This is a genomic window from Candidatus Poriferisocius sp. (assembly GCF_965204145.1).
Classification (GTDB): Bacteria; Actinomycetota; Acidimicrobiia; order Acidimicrobiales; family Bin134; genus Poriferisocius.
Genome location: NZ_OZ241977.1, coordinates 305,537 through 320,096, shown reverse-complemented (window position 1 = coordinate 320,096; position 14,560 = coordinate 305,537). Strand labels below are relative to the sequence as shown.

General features: G+C 66.8%; 11 protein-coding genes. 4 read left to right on the top strand and 7 right to left on the bottom strand.

What is annotated here, in order from left to right; all coding sequences use genetic code 11:
• Positions 1 to 15: 15 nt before the first annotated feature.
• Together ACOGI7_RS01415 and ACOGI7_RS01410 are read right to left on the bottom strand one after the other, a co-directional pair.
• Positions 16 to 2,316 (bottom strand): CoA transferase, encoded by a 2,301-nt coding sequence (locus tag ACOGI7_RS01415; RefSeq protein ID WP_419850150.1) that lies wholly within the window; start codon positions 2,314 to 2,316, stop codon positions 16 to 18.
• Entirely contained in the window at positions 2,313 to 3,101 is a 789-nt protein-coding gene (locus ACOGI7_RS01410) for an enoyl-CoA hydratase/isomerase family protein (RefSeq protein ID WP_419850149.1), read from the bottom strand. Before ACOGI7_RS01410 ends, ACOGI7_RS01415 begins: the two co-directional genes overlap by 4 nt.
• Before the next feature lie 98 nt (positions 3,102 to 3,199).
• Between ACOGI7_RS01410 and ACOGI7_RS01405 the strand changes: the two genes are divergently transcribed.
• The gene (locus ACOGI7_RS01405; RefSeq protein WP_419850148.1) at positions 3,200 to 4,072 is read left to right on the top strand and encodes an LLM class F420-dependent oxidoreductase; all 873 of its coding nucleotides are present in this window, start codon (positions 3,200 to 3,202) and stop codon (positions 4,070 to 4,072) included.
• A 60-nt stretch (positions 4,073 to 4,132) separates the two neighbouring features.
• Complete coding sequence (locus ACOGI7_RS01400; RefSeq protein ID WP_419850147.1) at positions 4,133 to 5,068, top strand: SDR family oxidoreductase; 936 nt, start codon at positions 4,133 to 4,135, stop codon at positions 5,066 to 5,068.
• Here the strand turns inward: ACOGI7_RS01400 and ACOGI7_RS01395 are convergent.
• Genes ACOGI7_RS01395 through ACOGI7_RS01375 form a run of 5 tightly spaced genes read right to left on the bottom strand, consistent with a single transcriptional unit; the run spans position 5,065 to position 11,836 of the window.
• A complete protein-coding gene (locus ACOGI7_RS01395) occupies positions 5,065 to 6,120 on the bottom strand; it encodes a DUF1214 domain-containing protein (protein ID WP_419850146.1) in 1,056 nt (351 codons plus the stop codon). The genes ACOGI7_RS01400 and ACOGI7_RS01395 overlap by 4 nt on opposite strands.
• Positions 6,117 to 7,259: a sulfotransferase family protein gene (locus ACOGI7_RS01390; protein WP_419850145.1), complete on the bottom strand. Its 1,143-nt coding sequence runs from the start codon at positions 7,257 to 7,259 to the stop codon at positions 6,117 to 6,119. Before ACOGI7_RS01390 ends, ACOGI7_RS01395 begins: the two co-directional genes overlap by 4 nt.
• Complete coding sequence (locus tag ACOGI7_RS01385; protein ID WP_419850144.1) at positions 7,256 to 8,128, bottom strand: LLM class F420-dependent oxidoreductase; 873 nt, start codon at positions 8,126 to 8,128, stop codon at positions 7,256 to 7,258. The genes ACOGI7_RS01390 and ACOGI7_RS01385 overlap by 4 nt, the downstream gene beginning before the upstream one ends.
• A gap of 23 nt (positions 8,129 to 8,151) precedes the next feature.
• Positions 8,152 to 10,401, bottom strand: coding sequence for a xanthine dehydrogenase family protein molybdopterin-binding subunit (locus ACOGI7_RS01380; protein WP_419850143.1), 2,250 nt, complete (start codon positions 10,399 to 10,401; stop codon positions 8,152 to 8,154).
• A 43-nt stretch (positions 10,402 to 10,444) separates the two neighbouring features.
• Positions 10,445 to 11,836, bottom strand: a complete 1,392-nt coding sequence (locus ACOGI7_RS01375; protein ID WP_419850142.1) for an ABC1 kinase family protein — start codon at positions 11,834 to 11,836, stop codon at positions 10,445 to 10,447.
• 212 nt (positions 11,837 to 12,048) lie between these two features.
• Between ACOGI7_RS01375 and ACOGI7_RS01370 the strand changes: the two genes are divergently transcribed.
• Positions 12,049 to 13,272 (top strand): NAD(P)-dependent oxidoreductase, encoded by a 1,224-nt coding sequence (locus tag ACOGI7_RS01370; protein WP_419850141.1) that lies wholly within the window; start codon positions 12,049 to 12,051, stop codon positions 13,270 to 13,272.
• Entirely contained in the window at positions 13,269 to 14,552 is a 1,284-nt protein-coding gene (locus tag ACOGI7_RS01365; protein WP_419850140.1) for a DUF1015 family protein, read from the top strand. Before ACOGI7_RS01370 ends, ACOGI7_RS01365 begins: the two co-directional genes overlap by 4 nt.
• Positions 14,553 to 14,560: the final 8 nt, after the last annotated feature.

Here is a 14,560-nt window from a genome sequence, read left to right as displayed (position 1 = left end):
CTTGATGGATCGAACTCAGCGGCAGACGCCGGCTTCGGCCAGGGCTTCGACTTCGTCGGGGGAGATGCCCAGGACCTCGCCCAGCACCTCGACGGTGTCGGCGCCGAGCAACGGCGACGGGCCTGCCGTACGGGTGGCGGTCAGGCTGAAGCGGATGGGGTTGCCCACATGGGTCTCTTTGCCCACCACGGGGTGCTCCAGCACATCGAGGGCGCCGCGAATGGCTAGATGCTGGTCGCCCAGGTGGTCGTAGGGCCCCATTACCGACATGGCCGACACCCCGGCGACCTGCAACCGCTCAGCTCGTTCGTCGGCCAGGCCTTCGGCCATCCAGGCCGCCACGGCGGCGTCCACCGCGGCCATTTCGGCCAGGCGGTCGGCGTTTGTGGGCCAGCGGTTCTCCACGCCGATCACCTCACAGCACCGCTGCCACGACTCGTCGTCATGGCAGGCCAACGCCACCCAGTCGTCGTCACCGCCCGCTCGGTACACATCGTGGGGAGCGACCGTATCGGAGCGGTTGCCCTTAGGCTCGGGGTCGGCACCGTCGGCGACCGCGCCCATGTACACCTCGCCAATGAGATAGGCGGCGGCTTCGGTCTGCGCCATATCGATGAGCTGGCCCTGGCCGGTGCGCTGCTTGTGGTCGAGGGCGGCTAGCACTGCCACCGCCAACAGCTTGCCCGCGATGTGGTCGGGGTGGTTCAGCGTGGTGCCGCACGGAAACGGCACATCGGCGTGGTTCCACAGCCAGTGGGCTCCGGCAAAGCTGGCATTGAGCGGCCCGTAGGCCGGCATCTTGCCCATCGGGCCACCTCGGCCATAGCCCTGCGAGCACACGTACACCAGATCGGGCCGCTTGGAGGACATGTCGTCCCACCCCAGCCCGAGCTTGTCCAGCGACCCGCCTCGCAGATTCTCGGCCACCACATCGGCGGCCATGAACAGCTCCAAGGCCAGTTCACGGCCTCGTTCGGTGGTCATGTCCAGGCCCACCGAGCGCCGTCCCCGGCTTTCGGCGTTGAACGGGAAGGCCTTGTTGAGGTCGCCCCGCCCCGCGAAGCGCAACGAGTCGGGGTGGACCACCGATTCGACCTTGATGACATCGGCCCCCAACTCCGAGAGCATCCAGGTGCCCTCGGGCACCACTGCGGCCATGCCGAACTCCACCACCCGCACCCCGGCCAGCAATTGGCCGTTGTCAGCTGGGCCGTTGGAGGGGCCTGGTGCCCACGGATTGTCGGCGGGACGGGCATTGAACTGGACTCGCTTGTCCTTTTCCCGTGGTGCCGATTTGCGCACCCCGGCCGGGGTGCCCGACAGCTTCCAGGGGGCATCAGGCATCGCCAACCCTTCAGAGCCGTCCACGTCGTAGCGGAAGAACCCCCGTCCAGCCACTTGGGGATGGGCAACGAACTCGCTGGGCGACTGGATCACGCCAATGGTGGTGCCCGCAGCCAGACCGTGCTCGAACAGATCGGTTCGGTCTCGTTGCGACGTGATCTCGTCGGCCACAACGTGGATCACATCCCGATTCCTTCCCCGGAACACCCCGTCGGCCCACTCCGGGCCGGTCAATGCGTTGGGGTTGCCCAGCACTTCCACGAAACCGGTCCACTGGTAGGGGGTGCCGATCACCGTGCGCACCCACCCGTCACGGGCCGGAAAGATCCAGTAGTTCCCATCGGCGTTGCGGCGGCCCTCATCGGGCAGTTCGGGAAAGTGGCGAACATAGTCGGGAATGAGCACCGACCAGGGGTTGAGCCCGGAAAGGGCCGCCTCCTGCACGCTGATCTCCACCACTTGGCCCTGGCCGTGGCGGCGGCGATCCATCACCGCGGCCAGCCCGCCAAGCGCCCCGAACACCGAGGCGCAGTCATGAGCCAGATAGCCGGGATGCCAGCACGGCGACTTCTCCCGAAACCCCGACAAGAAGTGACCACCAGACGAGGCGAATGCCGGCAGCGGCTCCAGCTTCCAGTCTGACCGGGGTCCGGTAAGTCCCATGTCGGTGAGCGCCACGACCACGAGAGAGGGATTGCGATCGGCCACCTCTTCAAGATCGAGTCCGGTGTTGTCGATGAGCAGGTCGGCGGCTGACATCAACGCTTCCAATTCGGCGAGGTCCCCGGCTGCCTTGTTGGCGTTGCGGTGGGCGTGGGCCAAGTCGTCGGGATCGGGAACCGGCGGCACCCGGATCACATCGGCCCCCAGATCACCCAGGATCCGTCCGCAAAGCGCGCCGCGCATCTCGGTGTGGTCCACCACCCGAAGCCCGGCCAGCGCGCCGGAGGCCATGCCGACAGACGGGCTCATCGGATACGAGGCTCGATGCGGGTTTGCTCCTTGATGCCCCGGGCCTTCTCGGTGATCTCCTCTTCGGCCCCGGCCAGGCTCAAGAAGGCCACCCCGCTGTTCATGGCGTTGGCCAGCGTGGTGTATTGGGCGGTCCACAGGCCCTTCATGGTGGCTTCGACGGCCAGCCGCTCGGGGGCCGACACAATGGCCTCGGCGCACCAGCGGGCCGTGTCCATCAGCTCGTCCAGCGGCACCACCTCTTGCACCAGCCCGATCTGAAAGGCCCGCTGCGCCGACATGCGCTCGTGACGCCCGAGCAGCGACATGCGCATGACCTCGCCCAGCGGCATCCGCTGAAGCATGAACATGGGCTCGTTCACCGCGGGCATGCCGTGGCTCACGTGGGGGTCGAAGAAGGTGGCGTTGTCGGAGGCGATGATGAACTCCACCTCACCCAGCAAATAAAACGCTCCCCCCGCAGCCATGCCATTGACCGCGGCGATTACCGGGCGCCAGTAGTCGTTGGACTTGGGGCCGACGGTGGAAATGGGGTCGTCCACCATGAACGGCGAGGCGGGCTGCTTCCACGATCCGGTGATGTCCACTCCAGTGCTGAACGCTCGCTCGCCGGCGGCAGTGAGGATCACGCACCGCACATCGTCGTTGTAGCGAAGATGGGCCCACGCCGCCCGAAGCTCATCGCACGCCGTATTGTCCATGGCGTTGAGCCGCTCTGGGCGGTTCAGTGTAAGCACCGCCACCCCGTCGGACTCCTCATATATCAAGGTCTCGTAAGTTGACACGGCCAGAAGCGTAGTCCTGCCGATGCGACCGCCTGGCAGGCCAGCGTTACCATCCCACCCAAGACACTTGTGTGACGCTCAGGGAGGCGGAGTTCAAAATGGACATCGGAAGAATCGGTTTGTGGCAAGGCGTTTTGGACCAGCAGCCCTCGAGCCGGGTACGAGAGGTCGTCGCCGAACTCGAGGAGATGGGCTGGCCCACGGTGTGGATCCCCGAGGCCGTGGGCCGCGATCCCTTCGTGTCGGCATCGGTGATGCTGGGGGCCACCAGCACACTGAAGATCGCCACCGGCATCGTGCAGATCCATGCCCGCCACCCCATGACCACCGCAGCCGCCCAAAAGACGGTGGCCGAGGCGTTCGACAACCGGTTCCTCCTGGGCATTGGCGTGAGCCACGGCCCGTTCATCGAGGGCATTCGCAAGCTGGACTACTCCAAGCCTTACTCCTTCATGGTGGAGTACCTCGATGAAATGGAAGCCGCCATGTACATGGCGGCTGGTCCCGAAGAGACTCCCCCCACCGTGCTGGCCGCGCTCGGGCCCAAGATGCTGGCCCTGGCCGCCGAGCGCACCGCCGGCGCCCACCCCTACTTCGTGCCCCCCGAGCACACCGCCCTAGCCCGAGAGATCATGGGTCCCGACGCCCTGCTGGCCCCTGAGCAGAAGGTGTGCCTGGAGACCGATGCCGATGCGGCTCGGGCGCTGGCCAGGGAGAACATGGGCCTGTACCTGGGGCTTCCCAACTACGTGAACAACCTCTACCGGCTGGGATTCACCGAGGAGGACGTGGCCGAGCAGTCCGACCGGCTGGTGGACGCCATCGTGGCCTGGGGCGACTTGGACACCATCCAAGCCCGTATTCAGGCCCACCACGACGCCGGTGCCGATCACGTCGCCGTGCAGGTGCTCACCCCCCGCGGCGAACTGCCCTTGGCCCAATGGCGAACCCTGGCTGATGCCCTTCTATAGTTCGTCAGCGAAGCTCTTTCGAACGGACGGAGGGCTCGACAGCACGAGGGGTTCGACATCATGAGCAGGCTTTGCGAAGGACGGGTTGCGGTCATCACCGGCGCAGGACGGGGCATCGGGCGGGAATATGCCCTAATGCTGGCCAACCACGGCGCCAAGGTGGTGGTCAACGACTTGGGCGCCGACCCCGATGGCCGCGGCGGTGACGCCGGGCCCGCGGGCGAGGTGGTCGAGGAGATCCGGGCCATGGGCGGCGAGGCAGTGGTCAACGGCGCCGATGTGAGCGACTTCGACGCCGCCCGGGACATGATCCACCAGGCCATCGACACCTTCGGCACGCTGGACATACTCATCAACAACGCCGGCATCCTGCGCGATCGCATGGTGTTCTCCATGAGCGAGTCCGACTGGGACGCAGTGGTGCAAGTACACCTCAAGGGCACCTTCGCCCCGGTCCACCACGCCGCCGCCTGGTGGCGGGAGCAGACCAAAGCCGGGCAAAGCTTCCAAGCCCGGATCATCAACACGGCATCTCCGTCGGGCATCTTCGGCAATGTGGGCCAGACCAACTACGGCGCGGCCAAAGCGGGCATCGCCGCCTTCACGGTGATCTCGGCGATGGAGCTGGTTCGCTACGGCATCACCGTGAACTGCATCGCCCCAAGCGCCCTGACCAGGCTGACCGCCCCGTTGATGGGCGGCGCCGACATTTCAGAAGAGGTCCAAGAGACCATGTCGCCCACATGGATCGCCCCCATCGTCACCTGGCTGTGCAGCCCTGAGGCCGACAACGTGACCGGCCGGGTTTGGGTGGTCGGCAATGGTCGGCTGGGGATTGCCGAAGGCTGGGCATTAGGTCCCAACGTGCCCCTCGAGTCCCAAGACCCCACCACCTTGCACCCGGTGGTGGCCGACCTGATGGCCAAGGCTGAGTTGAACGCCGACATGAGCGGCAACCCCGTCGAAGGCCCCGGGCGACCCAGCCACGAGATCTAGATTTCTTCGACTCGGCAGCGGACCTCAGGCTCGACGTCGGCGCCTACCCAGCGCAGGGCCAGTCCACCCCGGGCGTGGCCCGCGGTGTCCAGCCAGTTGGGGTGGCCGGGATCGCGCCGGGCAACCACCACTCGCACCGTGCCGTCGTCTTCGACCGCGGCGGTGTGGTGGTTCAAGCTGGTCGGGTAGTACTCGAAGTCCAGTGATTCCAGCCAGTGGTTGCCGATCTGGATGTTCCAGTACTCGCATTCGGGAGGCTCGAACTCGATAATCCAAGCCACGTCGGGGCCCAAGTCGAAGTAGCCGTAGTTGTACGACGTGTCGGGGTCGCCCTGGGCCATCGCCAGCAGCTCGGGGTCAATGGGGCGGACCTCGTGAGGGTGGGCGGCGAAGCTGGCTGTCCACTTCAGGAATTGGTCCACCACGGCGAGCACGGTGAAACCGGCCCGGCCCAGCGCCCCGGCCAACCGCTCGGGGTCCACCGGCTGGGGAGGGCCACCGGCGTCGGTCCGCTCCAAGGTCAGCTCCGCTGGCATCTGGTTGGGCCGGTCCAACAGGGTCTGGCGGATGGTCAAAGAGTTGGTGCCTTCCTTCATGGCCAGCCACGGCCCGGGCTGGGGCTCGGCGCTGATGGCCACCTCGAAGCAGCCGTCGGCATCCAGGGAAAGGTCTTCAGTGGTCAAATAGCTGTCGCGGATGAGTCCCTCGGGGGTGCCAAGGCCGCCGCTGAATGCCCCCATGCGAATGGAGTGGGCGTCGTTGAGGCGGCCTCGCAGCCGGTAGTCGTAGCGGGGCGACAAGCGAGCACCCCCGTAGGCGTAGTCGGGGTTGTCCAAGCCGATCTTGACCCCCGACTGGTTGAGGATGGCCCGGGCGGGATCGGCCTCCTCCAGGTTGGCCTTCAGAAAATTGGTGGCCAGCCGAGTGACGTAGCGCAACCCCTCGGCCCGGTCGAAATCGTCGTCGGGAGCGGCGGCCAGCGCCTGGTGCCCGGCATCGCGCAGCATGTCGCAGAACTCGTCCCACGTCTTGGCCAGATCGATTTCGCTCATTCCACTGTCACTCCGCAAGCCTCGATGTAGTCGGCGTAGCGCTCGTGGACGACCTCGGCCCGCAGCCCGTACTGCTCGGGGCTGTAGTCGTGGACACCGTGCTCGCCCTTCGGGTGGTCGGCGGCCCACTGGGCCACGGCCTGCTCGGCGGCAGCGTCGAACTGGTAGCCGAACCGATCGCAGATGGTGGCCACGCTGCCCAGCGGGTCGGTCTGGAAATCGGCGAAGTGCAGGTCGTAGAACCGGTCCTCTCGCCCGGCTCGGGCGGCCAGCAACCGCTCTATGCCCCGCGCCCACAGCTCGGTCTGCTCCGCGCCGTGAACGATGTTGTCGGGATGCTCTTCGAACCCCTGGCGGCTCACCGCGGTGAGGCTGCACACCGAAGCCACTGCCTTCAACGGGTCGCGGTGGGTCATCACAACGTTGGCGTCGGGGTAGGTGGCAAACAGAGCCTCGGGGGCGAACAAGTGGCTGGGATCCTTCAGCAGCCAGCAGGTTTCGGGCTCATCGACGCCGATCAGCCCGATGCTGCGGCGGTGGTGAGCGTAGGCCGGGCCCATGTCGCAGTTCGCCCACCAGGCGGAATAGGTGGGGATGCGGAACAGACACTCGAACGTCACGCTGGCAAACGAATGGCGGAACAAGTTCCAGCACTCGTCGACGAGCTCGGCTGATTGGAAGTGAATGGTGGACTGGTCCGGGTTCATCTCGGCCATGGCGTCCATCTTGGCCTTGCAGCTGACGTAGTCGTCGATCTGCTCCCATTGGTCGCGGGGTGGCCGGGGCTGGGGCATCTCGGCCAGCCACAGCTCCAACCCCTGGAAGTGGGGGCTGGCCGCCATCAGCTGGTGCAAGGCGGTAGTGCCGGTGCGGGGCAAGCCAATGATCACCAAGGGCCGTTCGACATTGACGTCGGCCGCCTCCGGTCGAGCCTTCAGCCCGGCTTCGGCCTTGAGGCGTCCCATCAGGGCCCCGGTGATGATCTCGCCGATGGCGAAACGGCCGATGTCGGTCATGGCCGCCTCGGCCTCCAGCGACTCCTCCAGCACGGTCAGACCCTCGAGATAGTCGTCGCGGCCGAAGTCGTCCAGCCCGGTCCGCTCGACGGCGGCGCCGTGCCATTGCTCGATTTGGCTCATTGGTCTGCATCCTTCAGTTGCTGGCCGAAAGCGGCCATCGTCTCAGCAGTGTCGGCAAAGAACAGGAACGAGGGAACGATGAGGCGGTCGCCTCCCAGATCGGCCACCTCCTGTATGAGCCCGGCAGGGTCGTCCATTGGCGTATTGGGCAAGCCCACGGTGATCTCGATGCTCTCCGGATCTCGGCCGGCCGAGGCCGCGGTTTGGCGCATCTCGTCGATGAGCTCGGCCATGGACACCCCTTCTCGGGGCCCGGGCCAGAAACCGTCGCCCAACCGCCCCGCTCGGCGGGCCGCGGCCCGCGAGTGGCCGCCGATCACGATGGGCACCCGGCCGTTGGCGGGCTTGGGGTTCACGCTCACCCCGGAGAACGAGGCATGATCGCTGTCGAACGAAGTGCTGTCGCTGTCCCACAGCGCCCGCATAGCCCCGATGTAGTCGTCGGTGCGCTGGCCCCGGCGCTCCCAGGGGATGCCCAGCGCTTCGAATTCTTCTTTGAGCCAGCCCACTCCCACTCCGAGGATGGCCCGACCACCCGACATGGAGTCCAGGGTGCCCAGGGACTTGGCCAGCACCACCGGATTGCGCTGGGGCAGGATCAAGATGCCCGTGCCCAGACGCAGATTGGTCGTGGCTGAAGCCACCCACGTCAGCCAGATGAGCGGGTCGGGCAATGGGGAGTCGGGGGTCATCGCCATCTTGCCCGACGGGTCGTAGGGGTATTGCGAGGCGTACTCGTCGGGGTACACCACATGCTCCACCGTCCAAACCGAGTCGAACCCGGCGGCCTCGGCCGCCTGGCCGAACTCCACCGCTCCCTGTGCGGTGGTCCAGTGGAGAATGTTGGCGAAACCGATCCCGAACTTCATGGCCCGACAGCGTAGGTGAAGCGCTAGCTGAGTGAAGAAGCTATGGCCGACCAGACCTTTTCGGGGGAGGCGGGCATATCGAGGTGGCGGATGCCGAGGTGGGATAGGGCATCGACTACCGCGTTCTGCACCGCGGGGGTGGAGCCCACGGTGCCCGACTCGCCGATTCCTTTGGCCCCCAGCGGATTGAGCGGGGTGGGGGTGACCGACTCGTGGACCTCGAAGCTAGGCAGTTCGGTGGTGGTGATCACCGGGTAGTCGGCGAAGTTGGAGGTGAGCAGGTTGCCGTCGGGGTCGTAGCGGACCTCTTCGATCAAAGCTTGGGCCGCGCCGGCGGCCAGCCCGCCGTGGATTTGGCCGTGGGCCAACAGCGGATTGAGAAGGTTTCCGGCGTCGTCCACCGCCACCAGCCGCTCCAATCTCACCTCTCCGGTGCCGGTGTCCACCTCGACCACGGCCACGTGGGTACCGAAGGGGAAAGTGGGACCGTGCTGTTCGAAGTCGTTCTCCACGAACAGCCTCTCGGTGGCTGCCGCGGCCACATCGGCCCAGTTCGCCGACCGGGCCGGAGTACCGATCACGTGGAATTGACCGGTCTCAGAGTCCAGCACCACGTCGGCCGCCGCCGCCTCCAGCAACTCGGCGGCGAGCGGGCGGGCCACCTCGATCAGCTTCTCAGAGGCGTCGAACAGGGCCGAGCCAGCGATCTGGGCGGTGCGAGAGCCGCCGGTGATGTCGCTGGAGGGAATCTCGTCGGTGTCGCCGTGGATGATCTCGATCCGGTCCATGTCGATGCCCAGGGTGTCGGCCACCACCATCGCCAGGGTGGTCACATGACCCTGGCCAAAGGGTGTTGCTCCAGTGCGGGCCAGCACCGTGCCGTCGGGCCGCAACTCCAGGCTCCCGGTCTCCGTGCAGACGGGACCCATCGGCGAGGTCACCTCCACGTAGGTGGACAGCCCGATGCCCAGCAGCCGTAAGTCGCCCTGTTCCCGCCGGGCAGCTTGGTCAGCCCGCAGCCCTTGATAGTCGGCCGCCTCCAGAGCGGCCTCCAGCGAAGCCCGATAGTCGCCGGAGTCGTAGGCCGCTCCGGTGGGAGTGGTAAGCGGGAAGGCGTCGGGAGCCAGGTAGTTCCGGCGCCGCACTTCTGCCGGATCCATGCCGATCTCGGCGGCGAAGATGTCCACCGCCCGTTCGATGGCCGCGGTGGCCTCCGGTCGGCCGGCTCCACGGAATGCCTGGACCGGGGCGGTGTTGGTCACTACTGCGGTGGCCGACCAGCCCACGTTCTCGATGTCGTAGTTGCCCGGCGCCATCAGTCCGGTGAAGGTAGGCAGCAGGGCGCCGACACCGGGATACGCCCCGGCGTCAGCCAGCATGTCCAGCCGATAGTGGGTGAGGCGGCCGTCGGCAGTGCCTCCCAGGGTGACGGTCTGGAATTGGGCCCGACTGTGGCCCAGCGACTGGAGGCTCTCGGTGCGGGTCTCAGACCACCGCACCGGGCGGCCCACCCGGCGGGCCAGCCACCCCAGCAGGCATTCCTCGGGACCGGGGCTGGCCTTGGTGCCAAAACCTCCCCCCACATCGGGGATGATCACCCGCACCTGCGATGGTTCCAAGCCCAGCGCGCCGGCAATGCCCCCTTGCGCGGTGTGGGATCCCTGGGTGCTCGACCAGCAGGTGAGGCGCCCGTCGTCGCCCCACGCGGCAGCCGCCACCCGGCCCTCGATGGGGCTGGCGTAGATCTTGGAGTTGACGATGCGGTGGGTGATCACCACCTCGCACTCGCCGAAGTCCAACTCCGCCGTGGGGGGCAGGGCGATGGCCACGTTGGACTCGGCGTCATCGAACAGCTTCGGCGCATCGGCGGCGCTCTCGGCATCGACCACCGCGGGCAGCGGGTCGTAGTCGGCCCACACCGCCTCGGCCGCATCAGTGGCCTGGGCGACGGTCTCGGCCACCACCGCGGCGATGGGCTCGCCCACGAATCGCACCTTGCCGGTGGCCAGCAGGGTGCGGGACATGGCGGCGTCGCCCATCATCGGCGGCTGGGCGGCCAACTCTAGGTCGTCGCCGGTGACCACGTCGACTACACCGGGCATGGTTTGCGCCTCGCCGGTTTCCACCGAAAGCAGACGGGCGTGGGCGACGGGCGAGCGGACGAACACCACATGGGCCGCCCCCTCAAGAGGGATGTCGGCCACATAGGTGCCCCCGTCGGTCAGCATCCGGGGGTCTTCCACCCGTCTCACTTCATTGCCCAAAATGCTCATGGGCGGGAAGCGTAGGCCAGAGACCTGCCGGGTTACCTACCTGCTACTGCTCAAGCGACCGACGCCAAGCCTGGGCATCTTCGCCCATGGGGGTAGACGGGGGCCGGTCGGTGAACGGCCACAGCTCCTCGGCGATGCGCCGCCAGTTGGCGGTGGCCCCGAGTTGGGCGAACAGCGAGATCAGCCCGAGGTTGATGCGCTGGAGCACCACCAGCGAGGGCGGCACGTTGAGCACTTTCTTCAGCTCGGCGTGCTCGCCGGTGGCATTGAAGATGGCCCTGACTCCTGCGGCGGCATACTCCGGGGTGAAGGTCCGGGTCTCGTCGGTGAGCACGAACTCGTAGAAGTGGGTGAAGAACGCCTCGATCTCGTCGTCGCTGAAGGGGGCCTCGGCCGGTAGGAGTCCGGCAGCCACCTGCTCGGCACGGAACCGGGGGATGTCGCGGTCGATCACCATGGCGGTGAGCATCCGCTCGAACTGAGCCGTCTCTTCGGGGGTGAACCGCTTCACCAGCCCGAAGTCCAAGAAGGTGACCGAGCCGTCGGGGCCGAAGAGGTAGTTGCCGGGGTGGGGGTCGCCGTTGAACGCCCACAGGCGGTATATCGACCCGAACGAGAAGCGGTAGATGGTCTCGGCCACCCGGTTGCGCTGCTCCTGGGGCCAGCCCAGCGCCTCCTCGAAGGTCGCGCCGGTGGCCAATCCGGTGGTGAGCACCCGGGCGGAGCTCAAGTCGTCGTACACCTCGGGAATGGCAATGTAGGGATGTCCCCGGTAGTGGTCGGAGAACAGCCGCTGGTTGGTTGCCTCGTGCTCGTAATCGAGCTCCTCGGTGAGCCGCTGGCGCAGCTCTTCCACGATGGGGGCGGGATCGAGGCCGGGAAACAGCACCGCGAGCGCTCTGAACACCGTCCGGGCCGACCCCAGATCAGCCGCGATGGCCTCCGCCACGCCGGGATACTGGACTTTGACCGCGCACGCCCGGCCGTCGGGGGTGATGGCCCGGTGAACCTGGCCGATGGACGCTGCGGCGATGGGCATCGGATCCCACTCCTCGAACAGCTCGTTCGGCGGGGCACCCAGTTCGGTTGCGACCACCGATTCGGCCAGGGCCGGGCTCATGGGCGGCGCGTTGGCTTGGAGCTGGGCCAATGAAGCCCGGGTGGGCTCGGGCAGGCCCACATCCAAGTAGCTGGCCATTTGGCCGATCTTCATCAGCGCGCCCTTCATATTCCCCAGCACTTCCACCACATCAGCCGCCGTTCGCAGCTCCCGCTCGGCGTCGAGGGCTTCGGCTCGTTGTGCGTCGGCGAATACCTGGCGGGCCCTGGCCATCGCCCACCGGCTGCCGCTACGGGCGCCCAACCCGGCCATCTTGGCTGTTCGTCCAATCCGTCCTGGCCGGGGCACCGCTCCCCGACTGCGCCCGTCTGCCACGCCGCCGAAAATACCGGCCCGACCACCATTGCTGGCATCTTTGACAATGAACGCCACGTGAAGGAATGTGCTGGTGGTTTCCACAATTTCGCGGGGCACCGCCCAGTGAACCCGTGTATCGTAGAACGGAACAGTTCCGCTATGCGGTACAGGGTTGGGTGCCGGCTTGGGCCGCGTCCGACCGCCTGCAGAGCAATCACGGAGTCCGAGTGATGCGAATCCTCTTTGCTGACAGCTTGGCCGAAAGCGCCATCGAGCGGCTGCGGGCCGGGGGCGACGATTGCGTGGTCGACCCCTCGCTGAACGCCGAGAGCCTGCCTGGGCACATTTCCGGGTTTGACGTGCTGGTGGTGCGCAGCACCAGGGTCACCGCGGCTGCTTTGGACGCGGCCGACCAGCTGGGACTCGTCGTGCGAGCCGGGGCGGGAACCAACACCATCGACGCCGACCGGGCCGCCGAGTTGGGCATCTTTGTGTGCAACGTGCCCGGCCGCAACGCCATCGCCGTGGCTGAGCTGACCATCGGGCTGATGTTCGCCATCGACCGCCACATCGCCCCCGCCACCGCCGATCTCCGGGCCGGGGACTGGAACAAGCAGACGTACAGCAATGCCCGAGGACTGTTCGGCTCCACCCTGGGCATCATCGGCATGGGTGCCATCGGCCTCGAAGTTGCCCAGCGGGCCAGCGCTTGCGGCCTGCGGGTGATTACCGAGCACCGGGACGACCGCACCCGTGACGCGCATCGACGGTTGACCGACATCGGAGTGGAGGAAGTGCCCGACCGAGCCGCGCTGCTGGCCGCCAGCGACATCGTGTCGCTGCACGTGCCGGGCGGCGAAGACACCATCGGCATGGTGGATGCCGACTTCTTGGCGGCGATGAAGCCCGACGCGGTGCTCATCAATACCAGCCGGGGAGAGGTGGTGGACGAAGCCGCCCTGCTGGCCGCGTTGGACTCCACCGATCTACAGGCCGGCCTCGACGTATTCGCCGACGAGCCGTCGGGGGGAGTCGGCCAGTTCAGCTCCAAGTTGGCCCGCCATCCCAAGGTGACCGCCACCCACCACATCGGAGCCTCCACCGCACAGGCCCAGATGTCGGTGGCCGAGGGCACCGCCGAAGTGATCGAGGCCTACCGCAGCGGCGTGGTGCTGGACTGCGTCAACCTGGAGCGGGTGCCCAAGCGCACCGCCACGCTGAGCATCCGCCACCACGACCGGGTCGGCGTGCTGGCCTGCGTGTTGCAAGAGCTGAGCCGTCGCCACGTGAACGTGGCCAACATGCAGAACCGGATTTTCTCCGGCTCTGAGGCGGCGGTTGCCATCATCGAAGTGGCCGGAGCCATTGACGGCGAGCTGCTTGACGCCCTCGGATCCATTGAGCATGTGATCTGCGCCTCGGTGCTCGACACTCACTCGGCAGAGGCCCAGTGACCAGCGCACGCCCCACCGGTGCCGATCAGGCGGTGAGCGAGTCGCTGGTCGCGCCCTTTTCTGGCTGGGTGGTGCATCCCGATTGGGCTGAACGGGTAATCAGCCGGGCTTACGACAATCTGTCACCGCTACAGCGCCAAGCCCTGGTGGCATCGAATCCCTATAGCTACATGAACGTCACCAGAAGCCGTGAGGATCTCTTCGACAACACCGACCTCTCACATGAAGAGCTGGTGACGCAAGGCGCCGCCGCCCTCACCCGGTTGCTCAACGCCAAGGCATTCGTACCCACCGGGCGACCGGCGTTCTATCTCTACCGCCTGACCCACAAGCAGGGCATGCAGACCGGTGTGGTGTGCACCGTGCCGGTTCAGGGCTTTGACGACGGTCGAATTCGCATACACGAGAACGTGCACGACGAGCGGGCTGACCTCCTCACCACCCATCTTCAAGGCGTGGGCGCCACTTCAAGTCCGGTGGCCATGGCCGTTCGATCGACCGCGGAGCTCTACAACCAGCTGTTCGATATCACCGCCGCCGCGCCCGCTGACCTGGAGTTCGGATCCACCGCAGTTCGTCATCAGGTGTGGACGGTTCCCGACGACTACACAGAGTCGCTGGCCGCGGCCTTCGACAACCAGGTGTTGTACGTCACCGACGGCCACCACCGCTCAGCCGCCGCAGTGCGAGCCAGCGCAGCCGAGCCCAACAACCCGGTTCTGGCTCGAACATTGGCCGTGGTGTTCCCCGACGATCAGCTCCATGTGCAGGCCTTCCATCGACTCGCCGTCGACCAGCACGCCCGCAGTCCTGAAGACTGCCTGGCCGCACTGGATGACGTGACGAAGGTGACACCGGCCTTCTCTTCAATGCAGGCCCGTCCCCAGGAAAGAGGAATGGCCGGGCTGTACCTGGGGGGTTCGTGGCACCAGGTGGAGCTGCCCCCGGCTGCGGGCAACGGCGCGGTGAACGGCTTGGATGTAGAGCGGCTGCGGCGATCCATCCTCAACCCTGTGCTCGGTGCCGACGAGCTCGGCCTGCCCGGCGCAGTGGAGTACCTTCCCGCCTCACTCGGCTTCGACGAGCTCGCCCGACGGTGCGATACCGAGAACCGGGTGGGATTCGCGCTGCACCCCATGACGGTGCGGGAGCTGATGGCGGTGGCCGATGAAAGCGGCCTCATGCCCCCCAAGTCGAGCTTCTTCTCCCCCAAGCCCCGCTCCGGCGTGTTCCTGCGGGTGCTGGGCCGAGGAGCCACCTCCCACCTTTCTCCCTCCTGAGGCAACCG